The following is a 26123-nucleotide window of genomic DNA, read 5'->3' as shown; positions in this document are numbered from 1 at the left end:
TAGGCTTAGTCTGCATCCACTGAGCCAACATGCCAGTCGAAGTAGAGGACATTCCGGTGATCACCATGAACAGGCCTGTCCGGCAAACTGGAATAGTAAGAGGAGGATGTATTCGAGAAATTACCTTTATCCACATCGCGGATTGCCCATGTGCTGGACGGCGACTCGATCTGGTAAACGGATTCGCTCGGCGCCTCACCGGATCCCGCATTACCCCATGGGCGGAAAGTAACGCCCTTACTATCGCGCAAGGTGTCTTGGGCGATGTAGCAGGGCTTGGTTAAGTCAGTGGCTTCCCTCCGCCAGCCCGGACACGCGAGTTCCTCGTAGGTACGGGCACCTGTCTGCGAAAGGTGACTTAAATAAGGGACCAAGTGCGTAAACAGATTATAGCGGATCCCGTAAGTGGTGTTTTGAATATCAGCACGGGGGCTGTACTGCACCGAGATCGCCGACCATGATGGCCCCGGCAGGTAGCCGGAGTTTTCGTTTACATAGAGCTGAACGGCCGTACCGATCTGTCTCAGGTTTGAAGCGCATCCCGCATCATCGGCTGCTGCGCGCACACTGCGGCCCATCGGGATGAGAATCGCCATCAAGACCGCCATAATAGCGATAACTGCCAAAAGCTCAATCAGGGTGAATCCTCGCCACAGGGGGTAACGACGGGTACTAAGCATGCATTCAATATGTCTCCGGTCATCAACCCCAGCAAACACTCCATAGTTCTATCTATAGAGCAACAAGGAGACATATGCTCCCAATAGCTACGCATTGCACGCACTGCCAGGGACAGGAGAATCAATCTTCCTTCACAGTCCAGCCAGAGACCCACTGACTGTTTACCATCGTCACATTTGGCACAGCAGGGATACCGCGCTCGTTACGCTGCATCATCCCAACCAAAATATCCACAGACAGCGAACCGATGGAATGGCCGTTCTGATCCATTCCGGCATGGACCCGCTCGCCAGGCGGATTACTCGCACGCGCACTGGCAACAGCAATGTCCCGCCCTGGCATAATGCCGAGATCGACAAACATCTGGGTAATCTTCTGGTCATTGCAGATCACAGCAGTGGGCTTATAGCGTTCATACCAACGCAAAAGCTTCTCTTGCGTGGGCAACGCCTCTTTGAACATCAAGGGCGGCACTCGGCGTGAAGTCGGCTGCTGATAATAATCCACCCAGTGCATGGCCGTATAGGCGTAGTTGACCCGGCGATCATTATCGTGACAGCAAACGAGGCTCACACGCTCATAGCCCAGGGAACGCAGCTTTGTAATGACCTCCTGCATCGTCAGGTAGTGGTGATTAGTCACAACATGCAGGCGTGGACGGATCAGGGAGTACCCGATAGCGAGCGCAGAGAAACGGTCCCACTTCAGGTCGATGGTATGCGTGCGCCCCAGTGGCAGGGGAGCAATAATGATCCCCGGAATGTTCCGGCTGCTCAGCATACGGGAGATGCCGACGCCGTCCATCTTCAGGTCCGGGATACAGTACTCCTCAAGCTTGTAGCCCAGCTCCTGGGCACGCTCCTGCGCACTGACAAAGTAATCGCTGTACCACCACGGCATTTCATTCTCTGGCCGGTGGGGTCCGTCGTTGATCCAGGCCAGCGTCGCCTGATAGGCGGGCCGCTGCTTACTATGGCGATAGGCATTCAGTGCAGACAAAACCGGATCCGGACAATAGCCCATACGCTTGGCAATCGCCTGAACCCGCTCCCGAGTGGCCGATGAGATACGCGGATGGTTCCGCATGGCCATGGACACCGAGGTGACATGAAGCCCCGCCTCCTGGGCGACATCCTTAAGGGTAACGCGTTTCACTCTTCGCGCAAAATGAGTTTTCTTCGCCCGATACGCGAACAATAAAGTACAAAGAGGCTAACCTGCAGCAACGCAGGCGCATCTATGCGATCGAGGTTATTTCGTCCTGAAAGTCTTCTCAACCCTCGCGTGCCCGGGTGAGGAAAAACCCAATAATCCTCACACGCGGGCACACAACCACAACAGAGACTTTACGGATGTCCCCTTCATCAGGTGCAGGTACTCCTGGCACGGGAGCGCCTACACCTCAGTATATCCCCAATGATTTTACTAATTCGTACGCGACTTCCGGCGGGCCCGATAGCGCAACGCCATCGGGAGCACCCCCAGACTCAGCGCGAGCAGCATCATGGTGGAGGCCTCGGGGATTGCGGCAGAGTACATCTCCAGGTTATCAATCATGAAGTCTCCCTGTGCCCCGCCAAATGTCGTAAACCCAAAGCGTCCCAGCTCAACCGAATCGGTAGAGAATGCGATAGATGTTTTGATCAGCGCATCGTCGACGTAAAGGTCGAAGCTGTAGCTGGAGATGGTGCTCGTCCCGCTACCATCAAGAGCAGCATAGGAATAGTCGGCGTCCGTACCATTGGCCACGATCGAGAGCGAATGCGCACTGCTCGGGTTACTCAGCGTATGGCTGCCGCCACTCCAGACCAGTTGGCCATCGTTTTTCACACTGATCGAGACAGCCCGGTCGCTACTGCTGGAAAAATTAGTGTTATCAGCGCTGGTCAGCGTGATTACACCAAAGGTCGATGTACCACTGACAATGGTCGGAAGGCTGAAGTCGAAGCTTACCCGCACGACATCAAAGTTGCTACCTGTGGAGCTGACATTCATCGCCGCACGCGTAGCCCCGCCAGAAGTGTCAAAGAAATAGAGGGCATTGCCGCCTCCGAGGTTATTGGCTGGCAGCGTCACATTGGTGGAGCTGGTACCCCCGTCCTGATTGGTCACGAGGGAGTTTGCGCCAGTATCCGTCGTGGCGCTGGAGTTGTACCAGTAGCCACCCGGCTGATCTCCGAAGCTGTAGCTGTCGAAGTTGTCGGAGAGCTGGGACGTCCATTGGCCGAAGCCAGCGGTGCAAACAACACAGGAAAACAGTGCAAGGGTTAGGGCTTTGTTCTTCATTGATAGTATGGTCTTAGGGTTTGATTTTATGGGAAAGCGTCTGTGCGCAAGTAATACTTGCCTTGCCCTGTTTTCAATAGACAGCACAAGCATCGTCATCCGGCCTGGATGTTGGGGTATTCATTACCACATCTACGGCACCATCATTTACGAAAACAGCTCACCTGAGACAATACACATTATGTTCTAACTATAGAGCAAAGCATTACTCAAAATGGATACGACAGGTGACGCTGCTGTGTTCTGGGTTTCCAGCACAAGCCCTAAGCAACCATGCAGAGTTCGGAGCCGAAGTACCGCCCAGATGCCACAGCATGAAGGCCATCCCATGATGATAGCCATGGATTATATCTGAAGATATCCTAGGGACGCATCCCAAGCCCCTACCACTTATTCTCGATCAACGAAAGCTGCCGCATCCAGGGCATCCAGGAAACCATGCCGGTAGATGATGCGCTCGGACCGTTCCGTGTAAAGGTCCATGACCTTCAGGTGTTCGGCCTTCAGGATTTGGATTTTGCCGACCTCTTCCGGGGTCAGTGTGCCGGGAAGTTTAAAACGCGGTGGGGATAATATCTCGAAGGCGGCGTCGGATTGCAGGACGGCGATGTAAAGTAACTGGCTGTTCTTTAGGCCCTGGGGCACCTCCTGCCGCTCCTGTCGGAACTCCTCGACGTCCACTGGCTCCATCCCTTGGTGTACGAGCGTTTTGTTCAGCAGGTACCACCCCTCCAGGTCCCGGGCCTTCTTGATCTTACCTTCACTGACCCAGCGGTGGAATGTCGCCTTGGGGATGGCCTTCAAAAAGACACGGTCAAAGTCCTCACGTCGGACAAAAATCTCGTTGTTGGGATCGTACTTCGGGGCAGCGCTCATCGGGCAGGATTACTACCATGAGGACTATCCGTCCGAAACAGGTCTGAAAAGCTCAAAAATAGTTGCCCAAATAGTTGCCCAAAAACAGGGGGTTTTTCGAGACTGGGCGAAATTTATTGAGACTGGATGAGACTCGGCCCATATACCCAAACATCTCGTAAGCCCCTGCTTATCAGCGAAAACCGCTTGAGAAAAGTGGAGCCGGGGGACGGAGTCGAACCGACGACCTACTGATTACAAATCAGTTGCTCTACCAACTGAGCTAACCCGGCATGCTGGCGAAACATGGCGTAACGTGGCGCAGAGGGCCGGTCGTTCACGCGAGTGACATTTGCCAATCTGGGGCGCATACTAGCTCTCACCGGGCACTCGTCAAGTGGGATATCGGCATTCGCACATTCTCTGCAAAGCCGTGTGATGAGCCACTCTATGATGGCACCTCCAGCGATTTACCCAACAGGCAGATGCGTAGGGTTATTCCCAGAATAAGCTGGCCCGATGCTGACAATTGGCAGGGCAGTCATGGCCCACGCCTATATCGCTGCATGGGATGCCCCCCGCTCGCTTAGGGCTGAACGTACTCCTCCAGCTCCTCGAAGGGCGGAACCGGTACGCGGTATAGGTTGCCGTAGCTGGTGCGGTCAGAGGTGAAGATAATGCTGCGGCCATCGGGGGAGATACGGGGATGCGGGTGGGTGATCTGAAACCGCAAACCGGAATCATGCGAGCAGATGATGCGGGGCTTGGAGTAGCCATCACCCTCACGCCGCCAGCATTTAATCAGACCGTCCCCGTCGCCGACGATTAACTGGTCATCCAGTGAAAAGATGTGCCCGGTGTTGCCCCCCGTCGGGAAGTCCGTATCGCACTGGTCGGTATTGTCGTAGCGGATAAAACCGAGCATGGCCAGGCCGGGGCGCTTATGCCCGTGATACCCGATGTGCTCGCCGTCGGCATACCAGTACTCATGGCCGATCATCTCCTCACCCGTCACAGGCCGCAGGGGATGAATTTTACCGGTGACGACATTCATGATCCAGATGCGCTGCCCCACCTTGTCCCAGGGGCCTTCGTAGCAGAAGCTGATAAGCTCAGGGCGGGTCGGAGAGGTATTCAGGTGCCCGGTCCAGCAGTCCTTTTCGTAAATGACCCGGCTCTCCCCGGTCTGGCAGGCGATCTGGACGATGCGGCTCAGGGGGCGGGACTCCCACATCTGCACAAAGGTCGTAAAGCCCTGCTCGGAGAGCTTGTGCGGGTCATGAAAAATACCGACATACACATACTCGCCGCTGGCGTCGCAGTTACTCATGTGGAGCCTCCAGTCCCCGTCGATGTGGTAAATCTGGCGGCTCTTGCCGGTGTGCAGATCAAGCGCGTAAAAGCCCTCCCGGTCCCGGTAGTAAGCCTCCGGGCGCACGGGGTTGACGCAGACCGAGAGAAAGCTCCGGTAGTGCTCATCCAGATCCGTGAGCTGCTCGATGTCGCCGCTTTTCAGATCCAGCCCAAAGAGGTTTCTGCGGTTCTCACGGTCCGATGCGAAGAGCAGCTTTTTGCCGTCATCGTACCATCCCGGATTCGTAAAATACAGATGGTGGCTGTGCCCACGGTAATCCGTGAGCTGTGTCACCTCGATACCGGAAACAGGATCGGCCTGAGTCTTGAGTTCTCTACGCATCCTAATTTTCTCTTAATATCACCGGTCAAAGTCCAGTAAGACCCCACGCACACATACGCATAAGGCGAGCCTCGATCAGCCGCTTCGCTCAGCTTGATTGACACCCTCACGGGACAAGGCCAGACTCGGGCTATGAAAGCCCTCCTACCCCTGCTGATTCTATGTGCAGGCCTGTCTCTGCTGCGGGCCGAGGTCGTCATCCACGAGGTTCCCTACACGCTGGGGCCAAGCGCATTTCTGGAGGGGGACCACGTCGAGATCGAGGAGGTTTACGCCACGCGGGGGGACTTCGAGCCGGGCGACGTAGTCGTCGTACGCGGGCACTACCAGCTGGAGAGTCACCAGGAGGCGATCATGCTACTGACCGTCACCCAGACCCGTGGCGATGGAAAGACACAGCTGAAGACCGGCCAGAAGCTTTACCTTGAGAGTGGCAGTGGCCCCTTTGAGCTGCGGATCAAGATCCCAGCCGAGGGTTATCTGCACCTGGGTTTTTATCCGATCGCTAACGGCAACCCCTATACGAAGGGATGCGGGAGTCTCTACATAGGAACGAAAGAACAGATGAAGGCGATCAAGGACTGGGATCTGCAAAAGCGCCTGACTGACGACTGAGCGACAAAAAGAAATTACGCTTGTCGCCCCAAACAACCTCACGGTGGCATAAATATCCCAAGCTTTTAGAACAATCCCGTAAGCCACTGCCGATTAGAGGGTTGATGCCAGCAACACCTCATCGACCCTAAAATGACCACGAATCGGGGGCGGACGGTGTTTTGCGTCCGCCCAACTCCGGGCTCGCTATTTGCCGGAAAGCTGTCACCTTGGCGCGCTTTATTCAGATTTCTATGAGCGCCACGGCCACCCTCGCAACAGCGGAAAAGATCCGCAATATCGCAATCATCGCACACGTCGACCACGGTAAGACCACCCTGGTGGACTGTCTGCTGCAACAAGCTGGCACCTATCGCGAGAACCAGGCCGTCCCCGAGCGCGCCATGGACAGCATGGACCTCGAGCGCGAAAAGGGCATCACCATCAAGGCCAAGAACACCGCCATCCAGTGGAACGGCTACACGATTAATATCGTGGACACGCCAGGGCACGCGGACTTCGGTGCCGAGGTTGAGCGCGTGATGAAGATGGTGGACGGTGTGCTGCTGCTCACCGACGCCGTGGGCGGCCCGCAGGCCCAGACCCGCTGGGTGCTCCGCAAGGCCCTCGGCCACGGCCTGAAGACCATTTGCGTGATCAACAAAGTGGACCGCGAGACTTCACGCGCCGACTGGGTGCACGACAAGGTGCTGGAGCTATTCCTCGATCTGGAGGCCTCCGAAGACCAGTTCAACGCCCCCTTCCTCTATGCCTCGGCCAAGAACGGCTGGGCCGACAACAAGCTGGACGGCCCGCGCGAGAACATGACCGACCTCTTTGAAACGATCGTCGAGCACGTCCCGGCCCCGCAGGTCGAGGAGGGCGAGTTCCGCATGCTGGTCTCGAATATCGACTGGGACGACTTCGTCGGGCGCCTGGCCATCGGCCGTATCCTCTCGGGCACAGTTTCCAACGGTGACACCATTTACGCTCTGCGCAAAAACGGCGAACGCCAGCGCATCAAGATCACCAAGCTCATCCGCTTCACCGGCCTCGGGGTGACCCCTGTCGAGACCATGGGTGCAGGCGACATCGTGGGCATCGCTGGCTTTGAAGAGATCGACATCGGGGACACCCTCGCCGCCGAAAAGGAAGCCGAGCCCATGCCGTTTGTGACCATTGACCCGGCCACGATCGAGATGGAATTTCACGTCAATGACGGTCCGCTGGCCGGTAAAGACGGCAAGAAGGTGACCTCGCGCCAAATCCGCGAGCGCCTCATCCGCGAGACCAAGAGTAACATTTCCATCCAGGTCCGAGACACCGACGAGGGCACGCGCTTCCTCGTCGCAGCCCGTGGAGCGATGCAGATCGCCGTGCTGCTGGAGACCATGCGCCGTGAAGGCTACGAGGTCATGGCCTCGCGCCCGACCGTGCTTTATAAAGAAATCGACGGCACCACATGCGAGCCTTACGAGCAGGTCTGGGTCGAAGTCCCCGAGGACATGCTCGGCTCGGTCATGGAGAACCTCTCCAACCGCAAGGCCCAGATCACGAACATGGAGCACCATGCGGCAGGCGTCACCGTCGAGGCGGAGATTTCCACCCGCGGGCTGATCGGCTTTGAGAGCGATCTGGTCACCCTGACCAGCGGCCACGGCGTGTGCTCACATATGTTCCTGGAGTATCGCCCGCGCAGCGGCGAGATCGTCACCCGCCAGACCGGTACCCTCGTCTCGATGGAAACGGGCACGAGTATGCCCTACTCCCTCGACATCATCCAGGCGCGCGGCAAGCTCTTCGTCGCCCCCGGTGAGGATATTTACAACGGCCAGATCGTGGGCGAATGCCCCCGTAAGGAAGACCTCCCGGTCAACCCCTGCAAGGCCAAGCACCTCGACAACATGCGCTCCTCCGGGAACGACAAAAATGTCCAGCTGGCCCCGCCCATCCGCTTCTCGCTGGAGCGTGCGATCGAGTACATCGCCGCCGACGAGCTGGTAGAGGTCACCCCGCACCACCTGCGCCTGCGCAAGCGTATCCTCGACTCCGAGATGCGCCGCAAGATCACCAAGCGCATGAAGCGCGACTAAACGGACCACTCGGCGAGGGTTGCAGGCCCAACCGCTGGCAAGAGATTCGCGCAGGGCACCAGCATTGCGCCCTTGCCTCTGCGTGCCCAAATGTGAGAGGGTGAACAGCAACGACCTCCCGGCCCCTCGTTCATGCGTTAACGGCATAACCGGGCGGCCATGACACAGCTTGCCGCACAACTCAACATCATGAAGTTACTCCTCACTGGCGGAGCAGGTTTCATCGGCTCAAATCTGGTCAGGTATCTGGTTACGCAACCAGAGGTGCACGTAGTCAATGTCGACAAGCTCACCTACGCGGGCAACCTGGAATCTCTGGCCGACATCAAAGACCGGCCCAACTACACCTTTTGCCAGACCGACCTGTGCGACGCCAGTGCTGTACGCAAGCTGTTCGCCGAGCATCAGCCCGATGGCGTCCTGCATCTGGCTGCCGAGTCCCATGTGGACCGCTCGATCGACGGCCCCGATCAGTTTATCCAGACGAACATCCTGGGCACTTATAACCTCCTGCAAGGAGCCTTGGAGCACTACCACAGCCTCACCGAGAGTAAGCGCGGGCAGTTCCGCTTCCTGCACGTCTCCACAGACGAGGTTTACGGCTCCCTCGGCCCCAGCGATCCGGCCTTCAGCGAAACGACGGCCTATCAGCCGCGTTCCCCCTACTCTGCCAGCAAGGCCGCCTCTGACCATCTGGCACACGCCTGGCACCACACCTATGGGCTGCCGGTGATCGTCACAAACTGCTCAAACAATTACGGCCCCTACCAGTTTCCGGAAAAGCTCATCCCGGTCGCCATCCTCAAGTGCCTCAAGGGAGAGCCCATCCCCGTCTACGGCAAGGGGGAGAATGTCCGCGACTGGCTCTATGTGGGTGACCACTGCCGGGCGCTCTGGAAAGCCTGGCAGCACGGCAAGCCCGGTGAGACCTACAACATCGGGGGCAATAGCGAATGCCGGAACATCGACCTGGTCAAAATGCTCTGCCAGCTCCTCGACGAGCTTCAGCCTGCCCCCGACGGCAAGAGCTACGAGAGCCTGATCTCGTTCGTCGAAGAGCGTCCGGGGCACGACCTGCGGTATGCCATCGATTCACGTAAGATCCAGCGTGAGCTGGACTGGTCTCCGACAGAAAGTCTGACCTCCGGCCTGCGCAAAACCGTCCAATGGTACCTGGACAACCGAACCTGGTGGGAACACATCCTGAGTGGAGAGTACCAACTGAATCGACTCGGCCTCGACACCCGGCGCGCATAACTGGGCGGAGATTTATATTCAGCCGGGGTCCAGTATTGCGGCTTGAGTCAGCCCGATACGTCCCCCTACCATTAACAGACAATGAAAGGCATTATCCTGGCAGGAGGGTCCGGCACGCGTCTGCACCCGATCACGCTGGCGATTTCGAAGCAGCTCATCCCGGTTTACGATAAGCCGATGATCTACTACCCGCTCTCCGTCCTGATGCTGGCGGGCATCCGGGAGATTCTTTTCATTACCACGCCGCAGGACCGGGCCAGTTTCGAAGCCCTACTGGGAGACGGAGCAAAATTAGGCTGTTCATTCAGCTACGCCGAGCAGGCGGCCCCCGATGGTCTGGCTCAAGCCTTTGTGATCGGGGAAGACTTTTTGGCCGGAGAGAAAGCCGCCCTCATTTTGGGTGACAATATCTTCTATGGGTCCGGCTTTGGGGGAATGCTTCGTCAACAGTCAAAAAATCCCGGCTGCACGATCTTCGCCGCGCCGGTCAAAGATCCAGAGCGATACGGCGTGGTAGAGTTCTCAGCCGACGGGAAGACCCTCTCCATCGAGGAAAAACCACCCCACCCCAAGAGCAATTACGCGATTCCGGGCCTGTATTTCTTTGATGAGCAGGTCTGTGATATCGCTAAGTCCGTCCAGCCGTCAGCCCGGGGCGAATACGAGATCACCTCTGTCATCAACGCCTACCTGGGGCAGGGATGCCTGAATGTGCGCCCGTTTAACAGAGGCATCGCCTGGCTGGATACCGGGACCTTCGCCTCGCTGAACGAGGCCTCCACCTTTGTACGCGTGATCGAGGAGCGCCAAGGGACTAAAATCGGATGCATCGAGGAGGTCGCCTGGCGCATGGGCTACATTTCCAGAGACCAACTCGCCGACCTCGCCCAACAATACGCCAAAAGCGGGTACGGCGACTACCTCCTCAAGCTACAGTAATACCTGAAATTCATCTACCAGAGGGGGGGAATGAGCCTCTTGCCAACCATCTGCGTCGGGAGATTTGGGTTGCCTTTGAAAGGCCCGAAGGCAGAGATTGCAGTTAATTGTGTTCAAGCATATACTCAAATACAGCAGATACATAAGACCGCATTGGAAGCTCTTTGCCGTGGCTTTTACATGTGGGCTTATTTATAGCGTGCTCAGCGGCTTCGGGCTGCCCGTCATCACGGAAAAAGTCATCAAGAATTTCCTTCACGAGGCCGGTAAGGAAGCGATCGAGGTTGAGACCTGGAAAATTATCGGCGTAGCTGCGTTGCTACCGCTGGTTTTTGCGATCCGTGGCATCAGTAACTTCTTCAGCTCCTACCTGATGAGCATCTGCAGCTGGCGCAGCATGAAGCAGTTGCGCAACGATATCTTTCATAAGCTCCAGCAACTGCCGATTTCGTATTTTGACAGCCGTTCAACCGGAGACACGCTGACGCGTATCGGCAGCGATACCGGCCGCGTGCAAACCGTGGTGATGGAGGTACTCACCGAGTTACTACGGCAGCCGTTCATCATGATATCGGGGATCAGTGCCCTGGTTTACCTCTCTTGGGATAGCCGTGAGACCGCGTTCTTTCTGGGGTTTATCGCAGCAGCCTTCTGCTTCGCCATCCCGGTGATATTGCTGCGCAAAAAGCTGAAGAGACGGGGCAAGCAACTCCAAGAGAGCTACGCCTCGATGACTCAGATGACGAAGGAAAACCTGGATGCGGTGCAAGAGGTCCGGGCCTTCAACCTCGAAGACCAGCAGCGCATGTTCTACAATATCGAGATGGATAAATACATCCAGAACGAGCTCAAGATGATCAAGTACCAGCGCATGCAGAACCCGATCATGGAGATCATGTCCATCACGATCATCGCAGGTTTGTTTTTGTATGCGTACTATTCCAACATCGACTATGGTACGTTTGCCGGGTTGGGATTCGCCCTCTACATGACGCTGGATCCGCTCAAGAAGATCCTGAACATCGTAAACAATTTCCACAGCTCCCACGCCTCCTTCGACCGTCTGGAGCAGACACTCCAACTGGAAAACCCGATAACGGACCCGGAGAACCCCGTCACAGTCAATAAAGTCCGGGGGAGCGTAACCTTCGAGAATGTATCCTTTGAGTATAAAGTGGACACCCCGGTGCTGGAAGATATCAGCGTGACCATCCCGGCTGGCCAGCACTGCGCATTGGTCGGCCCAAGTGGCTCGGGTAAGTCCACGTTCATGAAGCTGATACCCCGGCTCTACGATCCGACTTCGGGCACCATCCAGATCGACGATATTGCCAGTCAGGACATGCGCCTCGCAGACCTGCGCAATCAGATCGCCCTGGTATCGCAGCACCCGGTGCTCTTTAATATTTCGCTCTTAGAGAACATTCGTCTAGGTCGGCCAGGCGCCACCGACGAGGAAGTCATGCAGGCGGCCCGCGAAGCCTACGCCCACGATTTCATCAGCGACTTCAAGGAAGGCTATAACACATCCTGCGGCGAAAACGGTCGCCTGCTCTCAGGGGGCCAGAAACAGCGTATCGCCATCGCACGCGCGATCCTCAGAGACGCACCGATTCTCTTGCTCGACGAAGCGACCTCTGCGCTGGACGCCGAGAGCGAGGCCTGCATCCAGTCAGCGATCGATAAACTCGTCAAAAATCGCACGGTCATCACCATCGCGCACCGCCGCAGCACCTTCAAACACGCCGAGCGACTGTTGGTCTTTGACGGCGGGAAAATCGTGGCTTCTGGCACCCATGAAGAACTGATGCTGACCTCTCCTGTCTTCCAGAAGCTTGTCACCAACCAATCCTAAACGATGCCTTCGGCTCCAGCCATCCTGATCCCCCACCAGGGCGACAGCTTTTATATCTCTCACACGATTGCCCAGGCCCGACAGTCCAACCCGGACTCTCGGCTCATCCTGCTGGGAGACGACATAAACCGGTACTATAAGGGCGTCGAGCACTACGCCTACAGCGACTATTTCCAGACGGCCAGGGAGATCGGAGAGCTTTATCGCCACCGCAACCCGGTGCCCCGGCATGCGGAGTGGCTGCGTTTCTGCTTTCAGAAGTGGGCCTTCATGCGTGATTTTATCAAAGCGCATGAGCTGGAGAGCTGCTTCATCATAGACACCGACGTGCTTATCTTTGGTGACCTGGTTGAGCTACGGACCGAGTTGGCCCCCTGGGGGCTCACGGTGAGCCGCGCACAGACAGGGCTGATCACAGCGACAGGAGCCCTTTCGCTGCTTCAGGATGTCACGCTGCTGGACCAAATGGTGGACATCATGCGCGAGATGTTTGAGCCAAGCTCTCTGAGTCGTGAGCTCGACGAGGACTATCTCAAGCACGGGGGCGATAGCAATCCTCACAACCCGGCCGCCGTCACGGAAATGATAGCCATCGGGCTGCTCTATGAGCGTAACCGGGACCGCGTCCTGAATACCTGCCCCTCCGAGTATCGAGGGCAGCAGGCCATCGACCACAATATGGGCGTCGAGACAGGCTGGGAGATGCAGGATGGCCTCGTTCGCCTTTACTGGGAAAATGGACGCCCATACGGCCTTTGGCTTGAGGATGGAGAAAAGATTCCCTTTCTGGGGCTCCATTGCGGAGGCAAAGCTAAATGGCAGATGAAAGATTGGGTACGCTTGAGCGACCCGGCGATCGTCAGGGATTGGAAAAGAAACCGACGCTCGTTTACCCTACACAAATACGCCCGCAAGCTACGTAAAAAGCTCCCCTTTTAAGCAGGACTTCCCGTCCCACGTATGGGTACTCTCACGGTAAGTTTGGTTTGCGCCCGGGGGCAGAGCACCGTTTTCTGAAGCAACCGCATACAACAACCCATGACACAACCAGCCGCTCCACAGTCTTATGCAGGTCGCACGCTCTTGAGTGTTGAGGACGCCATCGCACGCATACGGGATACGATCTCATCCTCCACACCGGCAGTCATTGGTAAAATTGGCGGCACCGAGTGTAAGTGCCTGCGTTTCGCCGAGCGGTGGTTCCGCCCGCCTTTTCCTTATAACCTGAGCTGGAAGCGCCCAGGAAAAACTCTGTACGAGCTTTCCGGCGTCTACCCCATGCGTAAGGATATCTTCTACCGGATGGTGCGGCTCTACCGGGAGATACTACCCGAGGCGGACATGCTGATCGCCTGGTATAACAAGGGCGAAGAGAATATCCTCACCAAATACGTCCCTCAAGCCACTCTGATCCCCTTTCGCGGGCTCGATTGCATCAACCGAGTGGAGTATACGCCCTGGACGGAAGAGCTGGCCGGTAAGCGCGTGCTCGTGGTCTCGCCCTTCTGCGAGAGCATCATACAGCAATACCGCAAACGCGAACTGATCTGGGAACGCCACCCCCACACGGTATTGCCGGAGTTCGAGATCAAGGGCCTCAAGGTCCCCCTCTATTCCTACATGCTTGATGAACCACAGTACCCAGACTGGTTCAGTGCACTTGATGCGCTCAAAGCACAGATGGACACCATCGATTACGACGTTATGCTCGTAGGGGCTGGTGCCTGGTCCATGCCCCTGTGCACACATGCCAAACAGCAGGGTAAGATCGGCATTCATCTGGGCGGATCGACACAGGCATGGTTCGGAGTCACCGGGAAACGTTGGGCGGAGGCTGACACGCCCTTTACCCCGTACATCAATGAGCACTGGGTCACTCCCAGCGGGGACGAACGCCCCTCCAAAATCGGCGTGGTAGAAGACGGCTGCTACTGGTAAAGCGGGCGAAGCGGGGCTTTGTTCACTGTCTTGGAGCTACCCAATATGCCATTGACCCCATCCGGCCCGAATTCATGATACCTCAGTTTAATCTATTCGGGACTGCCCGATGGACCTAAACAGACCCACCCAGGCTATACCGTGGAAACCGCTCAGCCCCCCAGTTTCGTATTCTTTCATTATGGTCGACTCCCGAAGTACCTGCGCTTCGCGGTCGAAAGCGTGCGCAGCTCGAACCCCGAAGCCGGGATTATTCTAGTCAGTGAACATACTCCAGACTGGAAAGATGAATACCAGGTCGAGTGCCGGAGTTTTGCCTCTCTACCCTCGGAGAAACTGGAACGCTTCAAAAAGAGCTACCGCCACATCTCCGTCTTTGACGAGTTCTACGAACGCTTCGTGCTGGAGCGCTGGTATATGCTCGAAACCCTGCGCCAGGAACTGGGCGGGCGCACGCTCTTCCTGGTCGACAGCGATGTCATGGTTTTCGGGGATGTCAGCCCCTTCCTGGCCCAACTCGGTGATAAGCATCTGTACTGCTGCGGTTGGTCGCCGCACTTCTCGGTCATTCGGGGGCCGCTGGACGGCTTCCTCGACCACATCCTGAGCCGGTATACCGACGAAGAGTACCTCGCGAACGCACAGCGCCTCCACGATGAGGCCCGCAAGAAGAAGCAGCTCAAAACCCTCGGCGAAATGCAGCTCTTCTACGAGTACATCTCCTCCGGGCAAGACGGCCAGCAGTACGACAAAATCTCCTGCGCCGGGTACTTGGATATTAACATACACGTGCCCGATGGCTTCGTCAGTGCTAAAGCCGGACGGCGCACGGTGAAGTGCGTGCGCTGGGAACAACAGGACGGCAGGCTCGTCCCCACCCTCAAGCGCGAGGACAGCGGCGAGGTCATCCCTGCGCTGATGTTGCACTTTCAGGGGCCCGCCAAGAAACGCATGCGCTCTTTCAATCCGTGGCCAGCCCCCGCAGGGCCCGTCACCGGCTTCAAGCGTTGGTTGCTCAAGCGCACCCTTCCGGACTGGGCATAGAGAGGCCCAACATGCAATCTCCGACTCCAGAACCACCCTCCGTGCGCAGAGACCCTCGACAAATCCCCAGCCTCCCTGCGGAAAAACGGCGCTTCAAGCGCCCGACGGTAGCCATGATCAGCCGAAGTGGCCGCTTCGGGAACCGCCTCCAGTGCACAGCGTATACGCTGGCCACAGCCCTGGAGTACGGCTTTAGAGTCAAGCTCTACAGCCTGGAGAGTTATGACACCAGCCTGGTCCACTATGCCGGGCACCCGATCCGCAAGCATTGGCGTCGGCTTCAGAGAAAGATATTGGACTGGACTCTCAAGTCCCCCTTTTTACAGCGACTGTTGCGCTGCCAAATCCTTGAAGGAACCAAGGCCGAACCGCTCCTGCTATCCTCTCCGGAGTCACTGGCTGCTGTTTTCAACTGCCGACTGACGCTCCTGCCAAGCTTTTACACTTACTGCCATCCTGCCATCCTGCAAAAGCACCGTGCACAGTTGCAGGAACTTCTCGCCCTCAAGCCCAGCAACGCGGAGCGTCAATACCTCGAGCAGGTACGAGCCGAGGCCGAAGACATTCTAGTCGGCGTCCATATCCGGCGCGGCGACTACAGAGAGTTCGGAGGCGGCGAGTTTTACTTCTCGTTGGATCAATACGCCCAACTCGCCAAGTCGCTCGTGAGCAACCTGGGCGGGCGTAAGGCGACGTTCATTGCCTGCTCAGATGAACCCATACCCACCGATGCCTTTCCCGGGGTTGACTGGAAGCCCGGCCCCGGGTCGCTCACCGGTGATTTGTACGCACTGAGCGTGTGCGACTATGTCATGGGCCCGCCTTCGACCTTCAATCACTGGAGCGCCTTTATCGCTGGCATCCCCCGCTACGAGATCACCCAGGAATCGCAGACGCTAAGACTGGAGGACTTCCAGCCCGTTGACGATCTTTACTCTCAGGGCTACTGGGAAAACCCGGCCGGCTGACACGCATTTTTTGTTGGCTCCGTCACATCATTTGATAATGAAATTATCCAGGATTCGCAGAGCGAAAAACATCTAAAATCAACCGGACGCCCCTATCACTACTCATCACCCAACAGACGCCACAACGAACTGTCGTATCTGTGGCTCAAGCACCCATTTCTTTTTCCAGAAACAATTGGTAAAGAAATATCCGGTGGCGTTCTATAAGTGCCCGGAATGTGGGCATGTGCAAACAGAGCCACCGTACTGGCTGGAGGAGGCTTATGCACAGTTATCCTTCGCCCCGGACACAGGGATGGTATCTCGCTCACTGGGGATGGGACAGCTGACGGTCGCCCTCGCGGACAAGCTGGGGATCGGTGGGGACGAGCCCTGCCTGGACTTCGGAGCAGGGACTGGGATGATGGTCCGAATATGCCGGGACTATGGTATGAACTACCATTATTATGACCGGTACGCCTCCAATGTTTTTGCGATTGGGTTTGAAGCAGACCGGCTACCCGCCGGGACAAAGCCACGCATGATCACGGCCTTTGAGGTGGCCGAGCATTTCCCTGACCCGATGACGGACTTCAAGGAAATCTTTGCCTTCGACCCGGAGTATGTGTTCTTCAGCACATGCCTATACACCGGTCAGGACCCAGACTGGTGGTATTTTCTGGACGATGGTCAACACGTTGCATTCTACACTGAGGAAAGCCTCAGGCGCTTAGGTCAGGCATTTGGCTACCATTTTTGCAGCGACTACGACATCCATCTTTTCTCCAAGGAGCCGACCAGCAAGAGACTCCTGAAAAAGATTCGCCGCTCATCGGCTAAGCGGTGCAAGCGGTACCGTAAACAGTTCGGAAGTCGGACAATACCGGACGCAGAGTTCGCCCGGGAGCATCTGGTTTGAGCACTCTGCTCAAGCGTTCCCGGAGCCCATAAGCCGCATAAAGTAGTAGGATAGCCGGCGCCGGAGACGCTTGCAATGGCTCCCCTCATCGACCACATGAGCCGCGGCCACAGCTGCATCAATCAGCGGTGAAGTCTCCGGCTCGGGCATATCATCGACCCGGTGCGCAGGCATGGTCGCAGATGCCAAAGCTTCGGCATCCTCCGGGCAATTCTCACCCGTGCCGTCGAAACCAATGTTGTCCACCAGGATATCACGGCAGCAGACATGCGTCCACTCTCGTGACATGGTATGAAGGGCAACCTTGAAAGCCCACAGGTTAGCATTTCGGCCCAGGTAATGACTCCTGACCAACCACGGAAAGTCACCACCACTATGCCTGGGCACCTCCCAATACTTTTTGTAGGGGATGACCCCAGCGGTAACATCCTCGCTGATCGCCTGCCAGCGGTCCGCCCAGCTGGCCCACCCCCAGCAGAAAAAACGTCGACTCAGAAACAGCTCCGGCAACTCCCCAGGGTAGCCTTTGAGTTCATGGGCGGCAGAGACGGAGAAGATGTCTTTACGGTCCGAAAAACGCTCTAACGCGCTGCTCATATACTCAAAGAAGCCCGGCCTCGGAACAATATCATCCTCCAGGATGATTGCCGTCTCATGCCGCTCAAAGACGTAGTTGAGCCCACCCACGAGATTTGCCGCAAGGCCGAGGTTTTTCTCGCGCAGGACAACCTCCTGCGGGCAGCCGGGATCGAAAGCCTGCACTAGACGGCGGTTTTCCTCGACGGCCTCCTGGTCGGCCGGTGTCCGTGCCCCATCGCAAAAATGATAAACTTTGTCGATCGACTGCCCCTTCAGGGCGTCCAGAACGGCCCGGAGCTTATCTGCCCGTTTGTAAGAAAAAACTGCTACGATGGTCTCCATGGATGTCCTTTTTAACGCGGCCCCTTTTCATCCCCTCAACCCACTTCAGCCAATCCGGGAAGATGCATGATAGGCGCGATGAGACAGAAAAGAGAAGGTAGGAAGCTAAGCCCGGATGATCTAAAAATCCAGTCCAACCTGCCAGTCTTATCCCGTTTGAGTAATTGACTTGCCTCGGGGGCACTGGCTACGGATGCTGCGACCTGAACTGCCCGGCGCAGCCAGCGCCTTTTACGGGCGCATCCTGAACGCTGTGAAGTGGTTGAGAAGAATCAAAAGCCAACGGGCCTATAACAGGCTGCGTGGGCACATGCCCGGTGCTGAAGCTACGCGTGCGTATAAACGGGTGATCTTCAAGCCCGACCGCCTGGGCGACCTGCTACTGTCATCGGCCAGTATCCGCGCGGCCTGTGGTAATCATCCTCCTGAGCAGTGCCTGCTCATCGTCTCCGAGGTGGCAGAGCCCCTGGCAGAGATACTTCTGCCGGGGTTTCCCCGACTCGCCATCCCCTTTGACTGTCGGCCGCGCAAGGAACAGGAAAAATGCGCTAAGATCCGCGCTCAACTCAGTGCCATCGCCTGCGACGAGCTCATCTGCCTGCGCCACCAGCGCAGCGACTTCTTTTCACTTTGTTTGAGCTGGATACAGGCGAAAAGCATTCACGCCCTCGCCCTGCCCTCCAGTCAGGACGAAGACTGGCTACGCAAGAGCGAATCCGGGTGGCTGAAGCCGCTGGTATTTACACCCCCTACAACCCCCACGCAGCCGACCGAACTGTACCGCCACCTGGCGGTGCTCTCGCAGATCTCACCCGCCCCAGCGAATGTCGAGGCCCTCCTCCCGCAAATGCCAGCCCCTGAGGATACGAACGCGACCCTGATCGTATCTCCTCTGGGCTCCGAGCCGATCCGCGACATCCCGCCCGAGCTACTCCTTCAGCTCGTCGCTCCCTTTACTGCGGACCGCATCGACCTGCTTCGTCTCTGCGGTAGCCCCTCCCAGGAAAACAAACTTACGGAGCTGGCAGCGTTTCTGCGCGAAAAGCGTCCCGACCTGAAAACCGAGGTCTCCTGCCGGGCCAGCCTGAAAGCCTTCGTCGAGCAGGTCGGCCAGGCGCACGCGGTGGTCAGCACCGATACCTTTACCGCCCACCTCGCCACCGCCCTGGACAAACGCGCCTTCATCGTGTTGGCAGGGGGCCAATTCGGCCAGTGGGGACCCTGGACGCGCTCAGCCCGCCAGGTCTGGCTCCATCACCGCCTCCCCTGTTACGGCTGCGACTGGGAGTGCCCCTACCCGGTCCCGCGCTGCGTCCACGAGATCGACGTCCGCGCCTTTGCCGAGCAGATGCGGACCGCGCTGGACACTTGATTTTGGGGCTACGCGCCCTCAAACCCGCGGCAGGCACAGCCTGCACTTTCGATGCTACCGCATCGCATCTTGGATCACTGCTTTCCAGCGTTGCTGGAAAGCAGTGATCCAAGAGAAGCATCCAAAAGAAAAGGCCCCCCACACGAGTCCAATATTCATTAACGAACAGGGCCACAAAATGTACAAAAGCCCTCATACTGCCAGAGACCGCTCTGCGTCTTTGCGTCTCTGCGGTGAAATAATTATACCACGAACTTCGGTAACAGCACACTAGCCCCCGCGCAGGTCACGACGGACCTTCAGGCAGGGGCGCTCTACGGTGTGCGTTTCCAGCTTCCCTTGATGAAACTGCTCGTAGCGCACCGGCGTAGGCTTGTAGCCTCCGGCCAACCACTTGCGCAGCCGGTAGGTGTCCTTGGCCAGCTTGATGCGCATGGACTTGCGGTCGATGTCGGCCAGCGCGTCCTCGCCCGAGGTCTTGCCCTCGGAGCTGCTAAGGTTATCCGCGTGCCAGGTAAAGATACCGATCGGCTCGGGCACGCAGGCCAGCTTCATCCCGCGCTCCATCTGGTGCCGGAACCACACATGGTCGGCCACCAGTCGGTAGGAGGTATCGTAGGGCTCGCGCTCCCAGCAGCGCCGACGGTAGAGCAGCGAGCAGGACTGCACGGGCATATGCCAATGCGTGTCGATCACACGAGGCACCACCACCTGCTTAAACAGCTGGATAAACTCCCCCTCGGCATCGACCATCACGGTGGGGCTAAAGACCGCATCGACAGACGGGTCACTCTCAAAAATGTCCAGCGCCGCCTGCAAGCCCGCCCGGTTGTACTGCTCGTCGGTATTGAGGTGGCCGATGACCTCTCCGCTGGCCCGCGAGACGGCCTTGTTCAGCGCCTCGTACATGCCGCCGTCCGGCTCAGAGCGCCAGTTGAGGTCCGGCTGATCACGCAGAAAGTCCACCGTTCCGTCTGTGCTGCCACCATCGGCGACCACGTGCTCGTAGTCGCGCCCGGCCAGCGCATGGCGCACCGAGGCCACCGTATCCGGCAGGAAACGCATGGCATTGAAACAAGGGGTGACGACACTAAACTTCATAATACGGCCAGCGCCTCCCGCGCCTTTTCCAGCATGGCTTCGGGCGTAATGCCTTGCAGGCCCTGCTCACTGGCTTCGCCGATGACTTGCCAGTGCTTTTCGCCGGTGGGCATCCACTCGACGAGGTTATCGTAGCGCCGGAACCAGGTAAAGGTCGGCGTATCCATCATCACAGCCAGGTGCATGGCCCCGGAGTCACCCCCGATGTGCAGCTGTGCCCCGGCGATAGCGGCGGCCACCTCCAGCAGCGAGAGGCTCCCGTCAAAGACCCGCCATGGCTCGAAATTCAACGCTGCACGCAGTTCACGCAGCTTGCCGCATTCGCGCTCGTTGGGAGCGCAGGAGATAACCAGTCGCCGCCCGGACTCGGCGTTGAGTTGGTTCAAAAATGCCGCCAACTGCGGGATGGGCAGCTCCTTATAGTCGAGCGTAGTAAAGGGGCTGATGTGCAGGTACTCGCCCGCCTCGCCCAGCTTTTCCGCTGCCGACGCCCGGACCTCAGCCGGGATTTCCGCCCCGAAGTCCGGCTCCGCCTGCGGAAACCCGGCCCCATCGAGGCAATTCCAGCGGGCCTGCCAGACCGGCATTTGCCCAAATGGAGCGTACACCCAGTCCGTGAAGCACCACTTCCAGAACAGCGCGGGCTTCGGGGGGACGCGCCCTAGCCGGTGCTTCGCGCCGCTGAGAGCGGTCAGGATACTGGAGCGGTCCGAGCCGTTGAGGTTGATAACGGCGTCAAATTTTCCCCGTCTCAGCTGCTTCACACGGGGCAGGTCCTTGAGCAGGCTCTCGGACTTCGGAAAGCGCGGATAACCCCACACGCGGTCGATCCACGGGGTCAGCCGCAGCACAGCCTTGATGTGGTCGGCCACCATCACGTGCAGCTCGGCCTCAGGAAGTGCTTGCCTGATACGGCGGCAGGCGGGTATCAGTTGGACGGTATCACCCAGAAAACCCAGATCGAGCACCAGCACCTTGCGAGCCTGCCTGATCTTTTCATAAAAATGCGCCGCATCCGGGCTATCAGAAACCACATTCACCGTGAAGAAGCTGAAGATTCTCGCCATTAAGTTCAAGTATCTTGGTGACGTAATTATCATGCTTCCGTCACTGCGCATGCTCCGGCGTCAATGGCCCGAGGCCGAGCTGCATGTGCTGGTCGCCGCCGAGGCCGCCCCCTTTCTGCAAGGGCTGGACTGGATTGACCGGGTCTGGAGCTTTCCGCGCACCCGGGGAAAAGTGCGCCTCAGCGCCTGCTGGCCCCAGATCCGCCAGCTACGCGCGGAGAAGTTTGACCGCTCGGTGGACTTCGTGGGTAACGACCGCGGGGCTATCGTCAGCCGCCTGATCGGCGCAAAGGAGCGCCTCGGGGTTTTCGCGCCGAAGGGCTTTGCGGGCCGCAAGTGGTGCTACAGCACCACGGTCGAGGAGCTCGATCTGACCCGCCACGAGGTCGTGCGCGATGCTCATGTCCTCAGCGGCTGGGACGTACCCTTCTTGGCCGAGGAATGCGTCCCGCATCTGGCAGCCCCGGCCCCCTCCCCTGAAGCCGAGCAACTCCTGCCCGCGGGAACCGTCCTGTGCCACCTCTCGACCAGTCAGCCGAAAAAGGAATGGCCCGCCACCCGCTGGGCCGAGCTCGGCCAGCAACTTTCCGCCGCCGGGCATCCGGTGGCCTTCACCGCCGGGCCGAGCGAACGCGAGCAGGCCCTGCTCGACGAGCTGCGCCAGGCCGATCCTCAGGCGAACATCCTGCCCCGCTTCGCCACGCTCGATCTCTTTATCGCCACCGTGGCCCGAGCCCGGCTCTTTATCTCGCCCGACACCGCCCCGCTACACATTGCCGCCGGACTGGGTGTGCCCACGCTGGGGCTTTTCGGCCCGAGCGCGGCCAGTCGCTGGGCTCCGCTCGGACCCGCCAACCGCCACCTGCAGGGCGGTCTCTGCCCCTGCTCCGGACACCTGCACACCTGCGCCCAGCCCCAGCGCTGCCTGGACGGCATTTCCGTCGCCCAAGCCTGCGAAACCGCCCTGGAGATGCTTGCCCGATGACGACTGCCCCGCAAAAACTTCCGCTCAGCGTGTGCGTGATCGCCAGTAACGAGGCCGACCGCATCCGGCGCTGTCTGGACAGCGTCAAGGACCTGGCCAGCGAGATCGTGCTCGTCCACAACGACTGCACCGACGGCACCGAGGCCATCGCCCGCGACGAGTACGGCGCCACCCTCTACGAAGAGCCCTGGCACGGTCACCGTGACCAGAAGGCCATCGCTCTCTCCAAGGCCACCCTGCCCTGGGTCCTGTGTATCGACTCGGACGAAGTCGTTTCCGAAAAGCTCGCCGCCTCCATCCGCGCCTTTGTCGAGGCCGATGATCCGGCGTTTAATGGAGCGTATTTTCCCCGCAAGGTCTGGTTCCTCGGGCGCTGGATCACCCACGGGGACTGGTACCCGGACCACAGCCTGCGCCTGTTCCGCAACGGCAAGGGCCGCTGGACCGGCAGCCGTGAGCACGACAAAATCGAGCTCGACGGGCAAGCCCGTAAACTCGACGGTGACCTGCTCCACTTCAGCTTCCGTGACCTCAACCACCAGGCCAGCAAGATCGCCTACTTCGGGGACATCTTCGCCGAACGCAAGGCGGCCAAAACCAAGCACTGGCACACCTTCCCGGTGATCTTCCGCTCTTTCTGGCGCTTTTTCCGCGCCTACTTCATCCGGCGCGGGTTCCTCGACGGGTTCCCGGGCTTTTACATCGCGTTCTTCCAGGCCTTTGCCACGTTCTACCGCTACAGTAAGATCTACGAGGCCAAGTTTGTCCGCGCGCAGGAACCTCCCCATGAGTGAGCCCAACGGCACCCACATTCTCTTCTTCGAGCCCCGCACGGAAGGGCACCACATGCTCTGGACCGGCCTCATCGTCGAGGCTCTCGCCGACAAGGGCTACACGGTCACCGTGGCCGCCGACCTGCGCGAGAACAAGGCCCTGAAAATCCTTACCGAGAAGCACCCGCACATCGCCGAGCGCAGCCGCTTCATCAGCCTCTATGGCGAGGACGGCGAGCTCCACGGCGGCGCGGCCATCCCCGCCCTGCTTCACGCCTATGAGCAAGTACAGCCCGACGCGGTTTTCGTTAACAGCCTCGATGAGTTTGGCTCGAAGCTCCTGCGCACTGCCGCTCTCGGGTCCAACCCGCTCAAGGCCATCCGCTGCGGCCTCTCCGGCATCTACCACCGCCCGCGCTTCCTGGAGCCGGGCCTGTCTCCGCGCAACCTGAGCAAAAAGATCGGCTTCTCCCGCCTCGATAAGGCCGGACTCTTCAAGCACGTCTTCCTGCTCGATGACACCCTCATCGGTCGCCCCACCCTGGAGAAGTTTCGCACGAAGTTCCACTACTGTCCGTGCCCAGCCGAGGGGGAGTTTACCGCCCCGCGCGAGGAAGCCCGCGAGCGTCTCGGTCTGCCCGCCGACGTCCCCGTACTCCTGCACTACGGGCTCGGCGCCCGCCGTAAGGGACTGCACCTTTTACTCAAGGCACTGGAAAAACTCCCGCCTGCGACGGACTACCGCCTCGTGGTGGCCGGACGCCAACCCGCCGATGCCGAGTGGCTCCCCGCCCTGGAACGGCTGGAAAAATCCGGCAAGGGCAAGGTGCTCAACTACTACATTTCCAGCCAGGAAGAGGCCGACTGCCTGCGCGCCTCGGACCTCGTCACCATCCCCTACCTCGGGCACTACGGCGTGGCCAACCTGCTCTCCCAGTCCGCTCTGGCCGAGCGCCCCGTACTGGCCAGCGACCATCACCTGATCGGTAAGACCGTGGAGAACCATCAGCTCGGCTTCACCTTCAAGGACCAGAACGAGACTGATCTGCTCCGCGTCCTGACCGAGATATTCGGCACCTACCCGCAGTGGCGCGACACCTTCACCCCACAGCTCCACGCCTACGCCCGGATGGTCAGCGTGGAGAACTTCCGCGAGGTCATTCAGTCGGTTGGGTATTAAAGGAGCGTCTTTGAAGCTGCCCCCTGCGGCACCAATGGACCTCCAAGTATTCTTTTTACGATGAGTATTTTTGAAAACATCCGCGCCATCACCTTCGACGTGGCGGGTACTCTGCTGGACCCCCACCCCTCCGTGGGCGAGACCTATGCAGCCGCTCTGGCACTGTTTGGGCACCATGCGGACTCCACCGAGCTTCAGCGGCGCTTCGTACGGGCCTTTAAGCAGGTCAATGCCGGGCCGCGCGGAGGTATCCTCAACCGTGAGGGCTGGAGTCAGATCGTCGAGCTAACCTTCGAGGGCCTGTGCCCGCCGGAAACGCTCCCCGAGCTTTTCGAGGAACTATGGCTCGGCTACGCGCGGCCCACCAGCTGGCGGATGCTTCCCGGTGTGCACGAGATTCTGGGTCTGCTGCGCGAGCGTGGTTACCGGCTGGGCATCCTCTCGAACAATGACGAGCGCCTGCTGGGACTACTGAAGGCCCTGGAGCTGGACGTGTACTTTGACGCCGTCATCCTCTCCAGCGTCGTCGGAGCAGGGAAGCCACGCCGTGAGATGTTTGCCGCCGCCGAGCAGGCACTCGGGGTAGCCCCGGAGCATTTGCTGCATATCGGAGACACCCCGCACGAGGACATTGCCGGGGCGCTCAACGCCGGATGGCGCGTGGTGCAGGTGGGGAAGAAGTCAGCCTTCGTCAACGAGCGGGGCGAGCCCACTCCCGGCGTTCCGCGTATGGATGGTTTACCGGAACTGGCGGCAAGTCTTGCAGAGTGAGCCGAAATGCGCTTGCGTAGGGGCTGTGCATTTCCGGCCCGACATTGAAGATCTGATCGCCAGCCTGCGCGGGATTCCCGGCAGCCGCTCGCGGGCCAAGATGCGCAGAACCACCTCGCTCGACAATCTGGTCGAGGTCCTGCTGGAGCGTCACCAGATCGGCCAGGACAACATCGAGGACGTGATCATGCAGCACTGGAAGGAGATCGTGGGCGAACGCACCGCACACCGTTGCCGTCCGCAGCGCATCGCCAATGGCCGCAAGCTGATCATCCTCGCCGGGAGCCCCGTCATTCGCCAGGAGCTGCAGTTCAACCAGCACCGTATCCTGCGCCAGATCCACCGTCTGCCCGGCTGCCACACGATTAACGAGATCGCGATTCTCAACGGTTGATCGCAGGCACTTAGGGCCCTTCGAAGGCCTATCATACGACGGCAAATGCTCTGTGAAAAGTCCCCCGACTGGACGGGGGTATCTCAGGCTCCGCAGGGGGCTTAAACTGCAATCTATTTGCATGTGATAATTTTTCCTAAATCACTCTTAAAGAGTGTCTAATCATACCGATATAATCAGGCATAGAGCCAATTAAGACTCCCCCTCCTAAAAGGCTCTTCAACCCCTACCCCGAACCCCAAAGATCCAGAATGACATCCCGCATACCGTCTAGGTTCTAGGGAATCTCGCCAGTGCGGTTTCAGCTCCCAGGCTGACCCACGCTGGCAAGCGGGCCGCCGGCACGCAGGCGGCCCGCTCCCGCGCTACCGAAGACGACTCTGACTACCCCTGTAAGCGAGAGAGAGACATACCCCAAAGCAACACAGTTAGATGAGTTGCACTCCCCTCTGCGG

At 58.7% G+C, this 26123-nt stretch carries 24 protein-coding genes and 1 tRNA gene; 16 read left to right on the top strand and 9 right to left on the bottom strand.

The window, feature by feature from the left end; all coding sequences use genetic code 11:
- Window positions 1–5: 5 nt before the first annotated feature.
- From K0V07_RS07950 to K0V07_RS07925, 6 genes are all read right to left on the bottom strand, one after another.
- On the bottom strand, window positions 6–680 hold the full coding sequence (locus K0V07_RS07950; RefSeq protein WP_220623997.1) for a type II secretion system protein: 675 nt from the start codon (window positions 678–680) through the stop codon (window positions 6–8).
- Between the two features lie 121 nt (window positions 681–801).
- Window positions 802–1836, bottom strand: a complete 1035-nt coding sequence (locus K0V07_RS07945) for a LacI family DNA-binding transcriptional regulator (protein ID WP_220623996.1) — start codon at window positions 1834–1836, stop codon at window positions 802–804.
- Window positions 1837–2106: 270 nt separating this feature from the next.
- Window positions 2107–2967 (bottom strand): hypothetical protein, encoded by an 861-nt coding sequence (locus K0V07_RS07940; RefSeq protein WP_220623995.1) that lies wholly within the window; start codon window positions 2965–2967, stop codon window positions 2107–2109.
- A 390-nt stretch (window positions 2968–3357) separates the two neighbouring features.
- The gene (locus K0V07_RS07935) at window positions 3358–3843 is read right to left on the bottom strand and encodes a hypothetical protein (RefSeq protein WP_220623994.1); all 486 of its coding nucleotides are present in this window, start codon (window positions 3841–3843) and stop codon (window positions 3358–3360) included.
- A 196-nt stretch (window positions 3844–4039) separates the two neighbouring features.
- Window positions 4040–4115: transfer RNA gene (locus K0V07_RS07930), tRNA-Thr, on the bottom strand.
- 293 nt (window positions 4116–4408) lie between these two features.
- On the bottom strand, window positions 4409–5518 hold the full coding sequence (locus K0V07_RS07925) for an oligogalacturonate lyase family protein (RefSeq protein WP_220623993.1): 1110 nt from the start codon (window positions 5516–5518) through the stop codon (window positions 4409–4411).
- A gap of 132 nt (window positions 5519–5650) precedes the next feature.
- On the opposite strand from K0V07_RS07925, the gene K0V07_RS07920 reads away from it, so the two are divergent.
- The 10 genes from K0V07_RS07920 to K0V07_RS07875 all read left to right on the top strand — a co-directional run bounded on the left by K0V07_RS07920 (window position 5651) and on the right by K0V07_RS07875 (window position 17104).
- Window positions 5651–6133, top strand: coding sequence for a hypothetical protein (locus K0V07_RS07920; RefSeq protein WP_220623992.1), 483 nt, complete (start codon window positions 5651–5653; stop codon window positions 6131–6133).
- A 233-nt stretch (window positions 6134–6366) separates the two neighbouring features.
- Entirely contained in the window at window positions 6367–8205 is a 1839-nt protein-coding gene (gene typA, locus K0V07_RS07915) for a translational GTPase TypA (protein ID WP_220623991.1), read from the top strand.
- A 189-nt stretch (window positions 8206–8394) separates the two neighbouring features.
- On the top strand, window positions 8395–9462 hold the full coding sequence (gene rfbB, locus K0V07_RS07910; RefSeq protein WP_255568178.1) for a dTDP-glucose 4,6-dehydratase: 1068 nt from the start codon (window positions 8395–8397) through the stop codon (window positions 9460–9462).
- A gap of 81 nt (window positions 9463–9543) precedes the next feature.
- Window positions 9544–10401 carry a glucose-1-phosphate thymidylyltransferase RfbA gene (gene rfbA, locus K0V07_RS07905; protein WP_220623990.1) on the top strand — a complete coding sequence of 286 codons (858 nt, stop codon included), beginning with the start codon at window positions 9544–9546 and terminating at the stop codon, window positions 10399–10401.
- 169 nt (window positions 10402–10570) lie between these two features.
- On the top strand, window positions 10571–12256 hold the full coding sequence (locus K0V07_RS07900; protein ID WP_220623989.1) for an ABC transporter ATP-binding protein: 1686 nt from the start codon (window positions 10571–10573) through the stop codon (window positions 12254–12256).
- 3 nt (window positions 12257–12259) lie between these two features.
- Entirely contained in the window at window positions 12260–13195 is a 936-nt protein-coding gene (locus K0V07_RS07895) for a hypothetical protein (RefSeq protein WP_220623988.1), read from the top strand.
- Window positions 13196–13294: 99 nt separating this feature from the next.
- Window positions 13295–14194, top strand: a complete 900-nt coding sequence (locus K0V07_RS07890) for a hypothetical protein (protein WP_220623987.1) — start codon at window positions 13295–13297, stop codon at window positions 14192–14194.
- Window positions 14195–14335: 141 nt separating this feature from the next.
- Entirely contained in the window at window positions 14336–15238 is a 903-nt protein-coding gene (locus tag K0V07_RS07885; protein WP_220623986.1) for a glycosyltransferase, read from the top strand.
- Window positions 15239–15279: 41 nt separating this feature from the next.
- Entirely contained in the window at window positions 15280–16206 is a 927-nt protein-coding gene (locus K0V07_RS07880) for a hypothetical protein (protein WP_220623985.1), read from the top strand.
- Between the two features lie 316 nt (window positions 16207–16522).
- Window positions 16523–17104: a class I SAM-dependent methyltransferase gene (locus K0V07_RS07875; protein WP_220623984.1), complete on the top strand. Its 582-nt coding sequence runs from the start codon at window positions 16523–16525 to the stop codon at window positions 17102–17104.
- 9 nt (window positions 17105–17113) lie between these two features.
- Here K0V07_RS07875 and K0V07_RS07870 read toward each other — a convergent pair whose 3' ends face one another.
- A complete protein-coding gene (locus tag K0V07_RS07870) occupies window positions 17114–18025 on the bottom strand; it encodes a glycosyltransferase (protein ID WP_220623983.1) in 912 nt (303 codons plus the stop codon).
- Window positions 18026–18218: 193 nt separating this feature from the next.
- Here K0V07_RS07870 and K0V07_RS07865 point away from each other — a divergent pair, with 193 nt between their 5' ends.
- The gene (locus tag K0V07_RS07865) at window positions 18219–19397 is read left to right on the top strand and encodes a glycosyltransferase family 9 protein (RefSeq protein WP_220623982.1); all 1179 of its coding nucleotides are present in this window, start codon (window positions 18219–18221) and stop codon (window positions 19395–19397) included.
- A gap of 270 nt (window positions 19398–19667) precedes the next feature.
- Here K0V07_RS07865 and K0V07_RS07860 read toward each other — a convergent pair whose 3' ends face one another.
- Window positions 19668–20498: a glycosyltransferase gene (locus K0V07_RS07860; RefSeq protein ID WP_220623981.1), complete on the bottom strand. Its 831-nt coding sequence runs from the start codon at window positions 20496–20498 to the stop codon at window positions 19668–19670.
- On the bottom strand, window positions 20495–21565 hold the full coding sequence (locus K0V07_RS07855) for a glycosyltransferase family 9 protein (protein WP_220623980.1): 1071 nt from the start codon (window positions 21563–21565) through the stop codon (window positions 20495–20497). The genes K0V07_RS07860 and K0V07_RS07855 overlap by 4 nt, the downstream gene beginning before the upstream one ends.
- Between K0V07_RS07855 and K0V07_RS07850 the strand changes: the two genes are divergently transcribed.
- From K0V07_RS07850 to K0V07_RS07830, 5 genes are read left to right on the top strand one after another with little or no spacing between them, the layout of a single operon-like run.
- The gene (locus K0V07_RS07850; protein WP_220623979.1) at window positions 21540–22550 is read left to right on the top strand and encodes a glycosyltransferase family 9 protein; all 1011 of its coding nucleotides are present in this window, start codon (window positions 21540–21542) and stop codon (window positions 22548–22550) included. The two genes, K0V07_RS07855 and K0V07_RS07850, sit on opposite strands and share 26 nt — an antisense overlap.
- Entirely contained in the window at window positions 22547–23344 is a 798-nt protein-coding gene (locus tag K0V07_RS07845) for a glycosyltransferase family 2 protein (RefSeq protein WP_220623978.1), read from the top strand. The genes K0V07_RS07850 and K0V07_RS07845 overlap by 4 nt, the downstream gene beginning before the upstream one ends.
- On the top strand, window positions 23337–24503 hold the full coding sequence (locus K0V07_RS07840) for a glycosyltransferase (protein WP_220623977.1): 1167 nt from the start codon (window positions 23337–23339) through the stop codon (window positions 24501–24503). The genes K0V07_RS07845 and K0V07_RS07840 overlap by 8 nt, the downstream gene beginning before the upstream one ends.
- A 60-nt stretch (window positions 24504–24563) precedes the next feature.
- Window positions 24564–25274, top strand: coding sequence for an HAD-IA family hydrolase (locus K0V07_RS07835; RefSeq protein WP_220623976.1), 711 nt, complete (start codon window positions 24564–24566; stop codon window positions 25272–25274).
- Between the two features lie 25 nt (window positions 25275–25299).
- A complete protein-coding gene (locus K0V07_RS07830; protein WP_220623975.1) occupies window positions 25300–25668 on the top strand; it encodes a DUF721 domain-containing protein in 369 nt (122 codons plus the stop codon).
- The last annotated feature ends 455 nt before the right edge of the window (window positions 25669–26123 follow it).

It is taken from the genome of Ruficoccus sp. ZRK36, from assembly GCF_019603315.1.
In the GTDB taxonomy this organism is placed as follows: Bacteria; Verrucomicrobiota; Verrucomicrobiia; order Opitutales; family Cerasicoccaceae; genus Ruficoccus.
The sequence above is the reverse complement of the archived record's forward strand: the minus strand, read 5'-3'. Positions and strand labels throughout refer to the sequence as shown.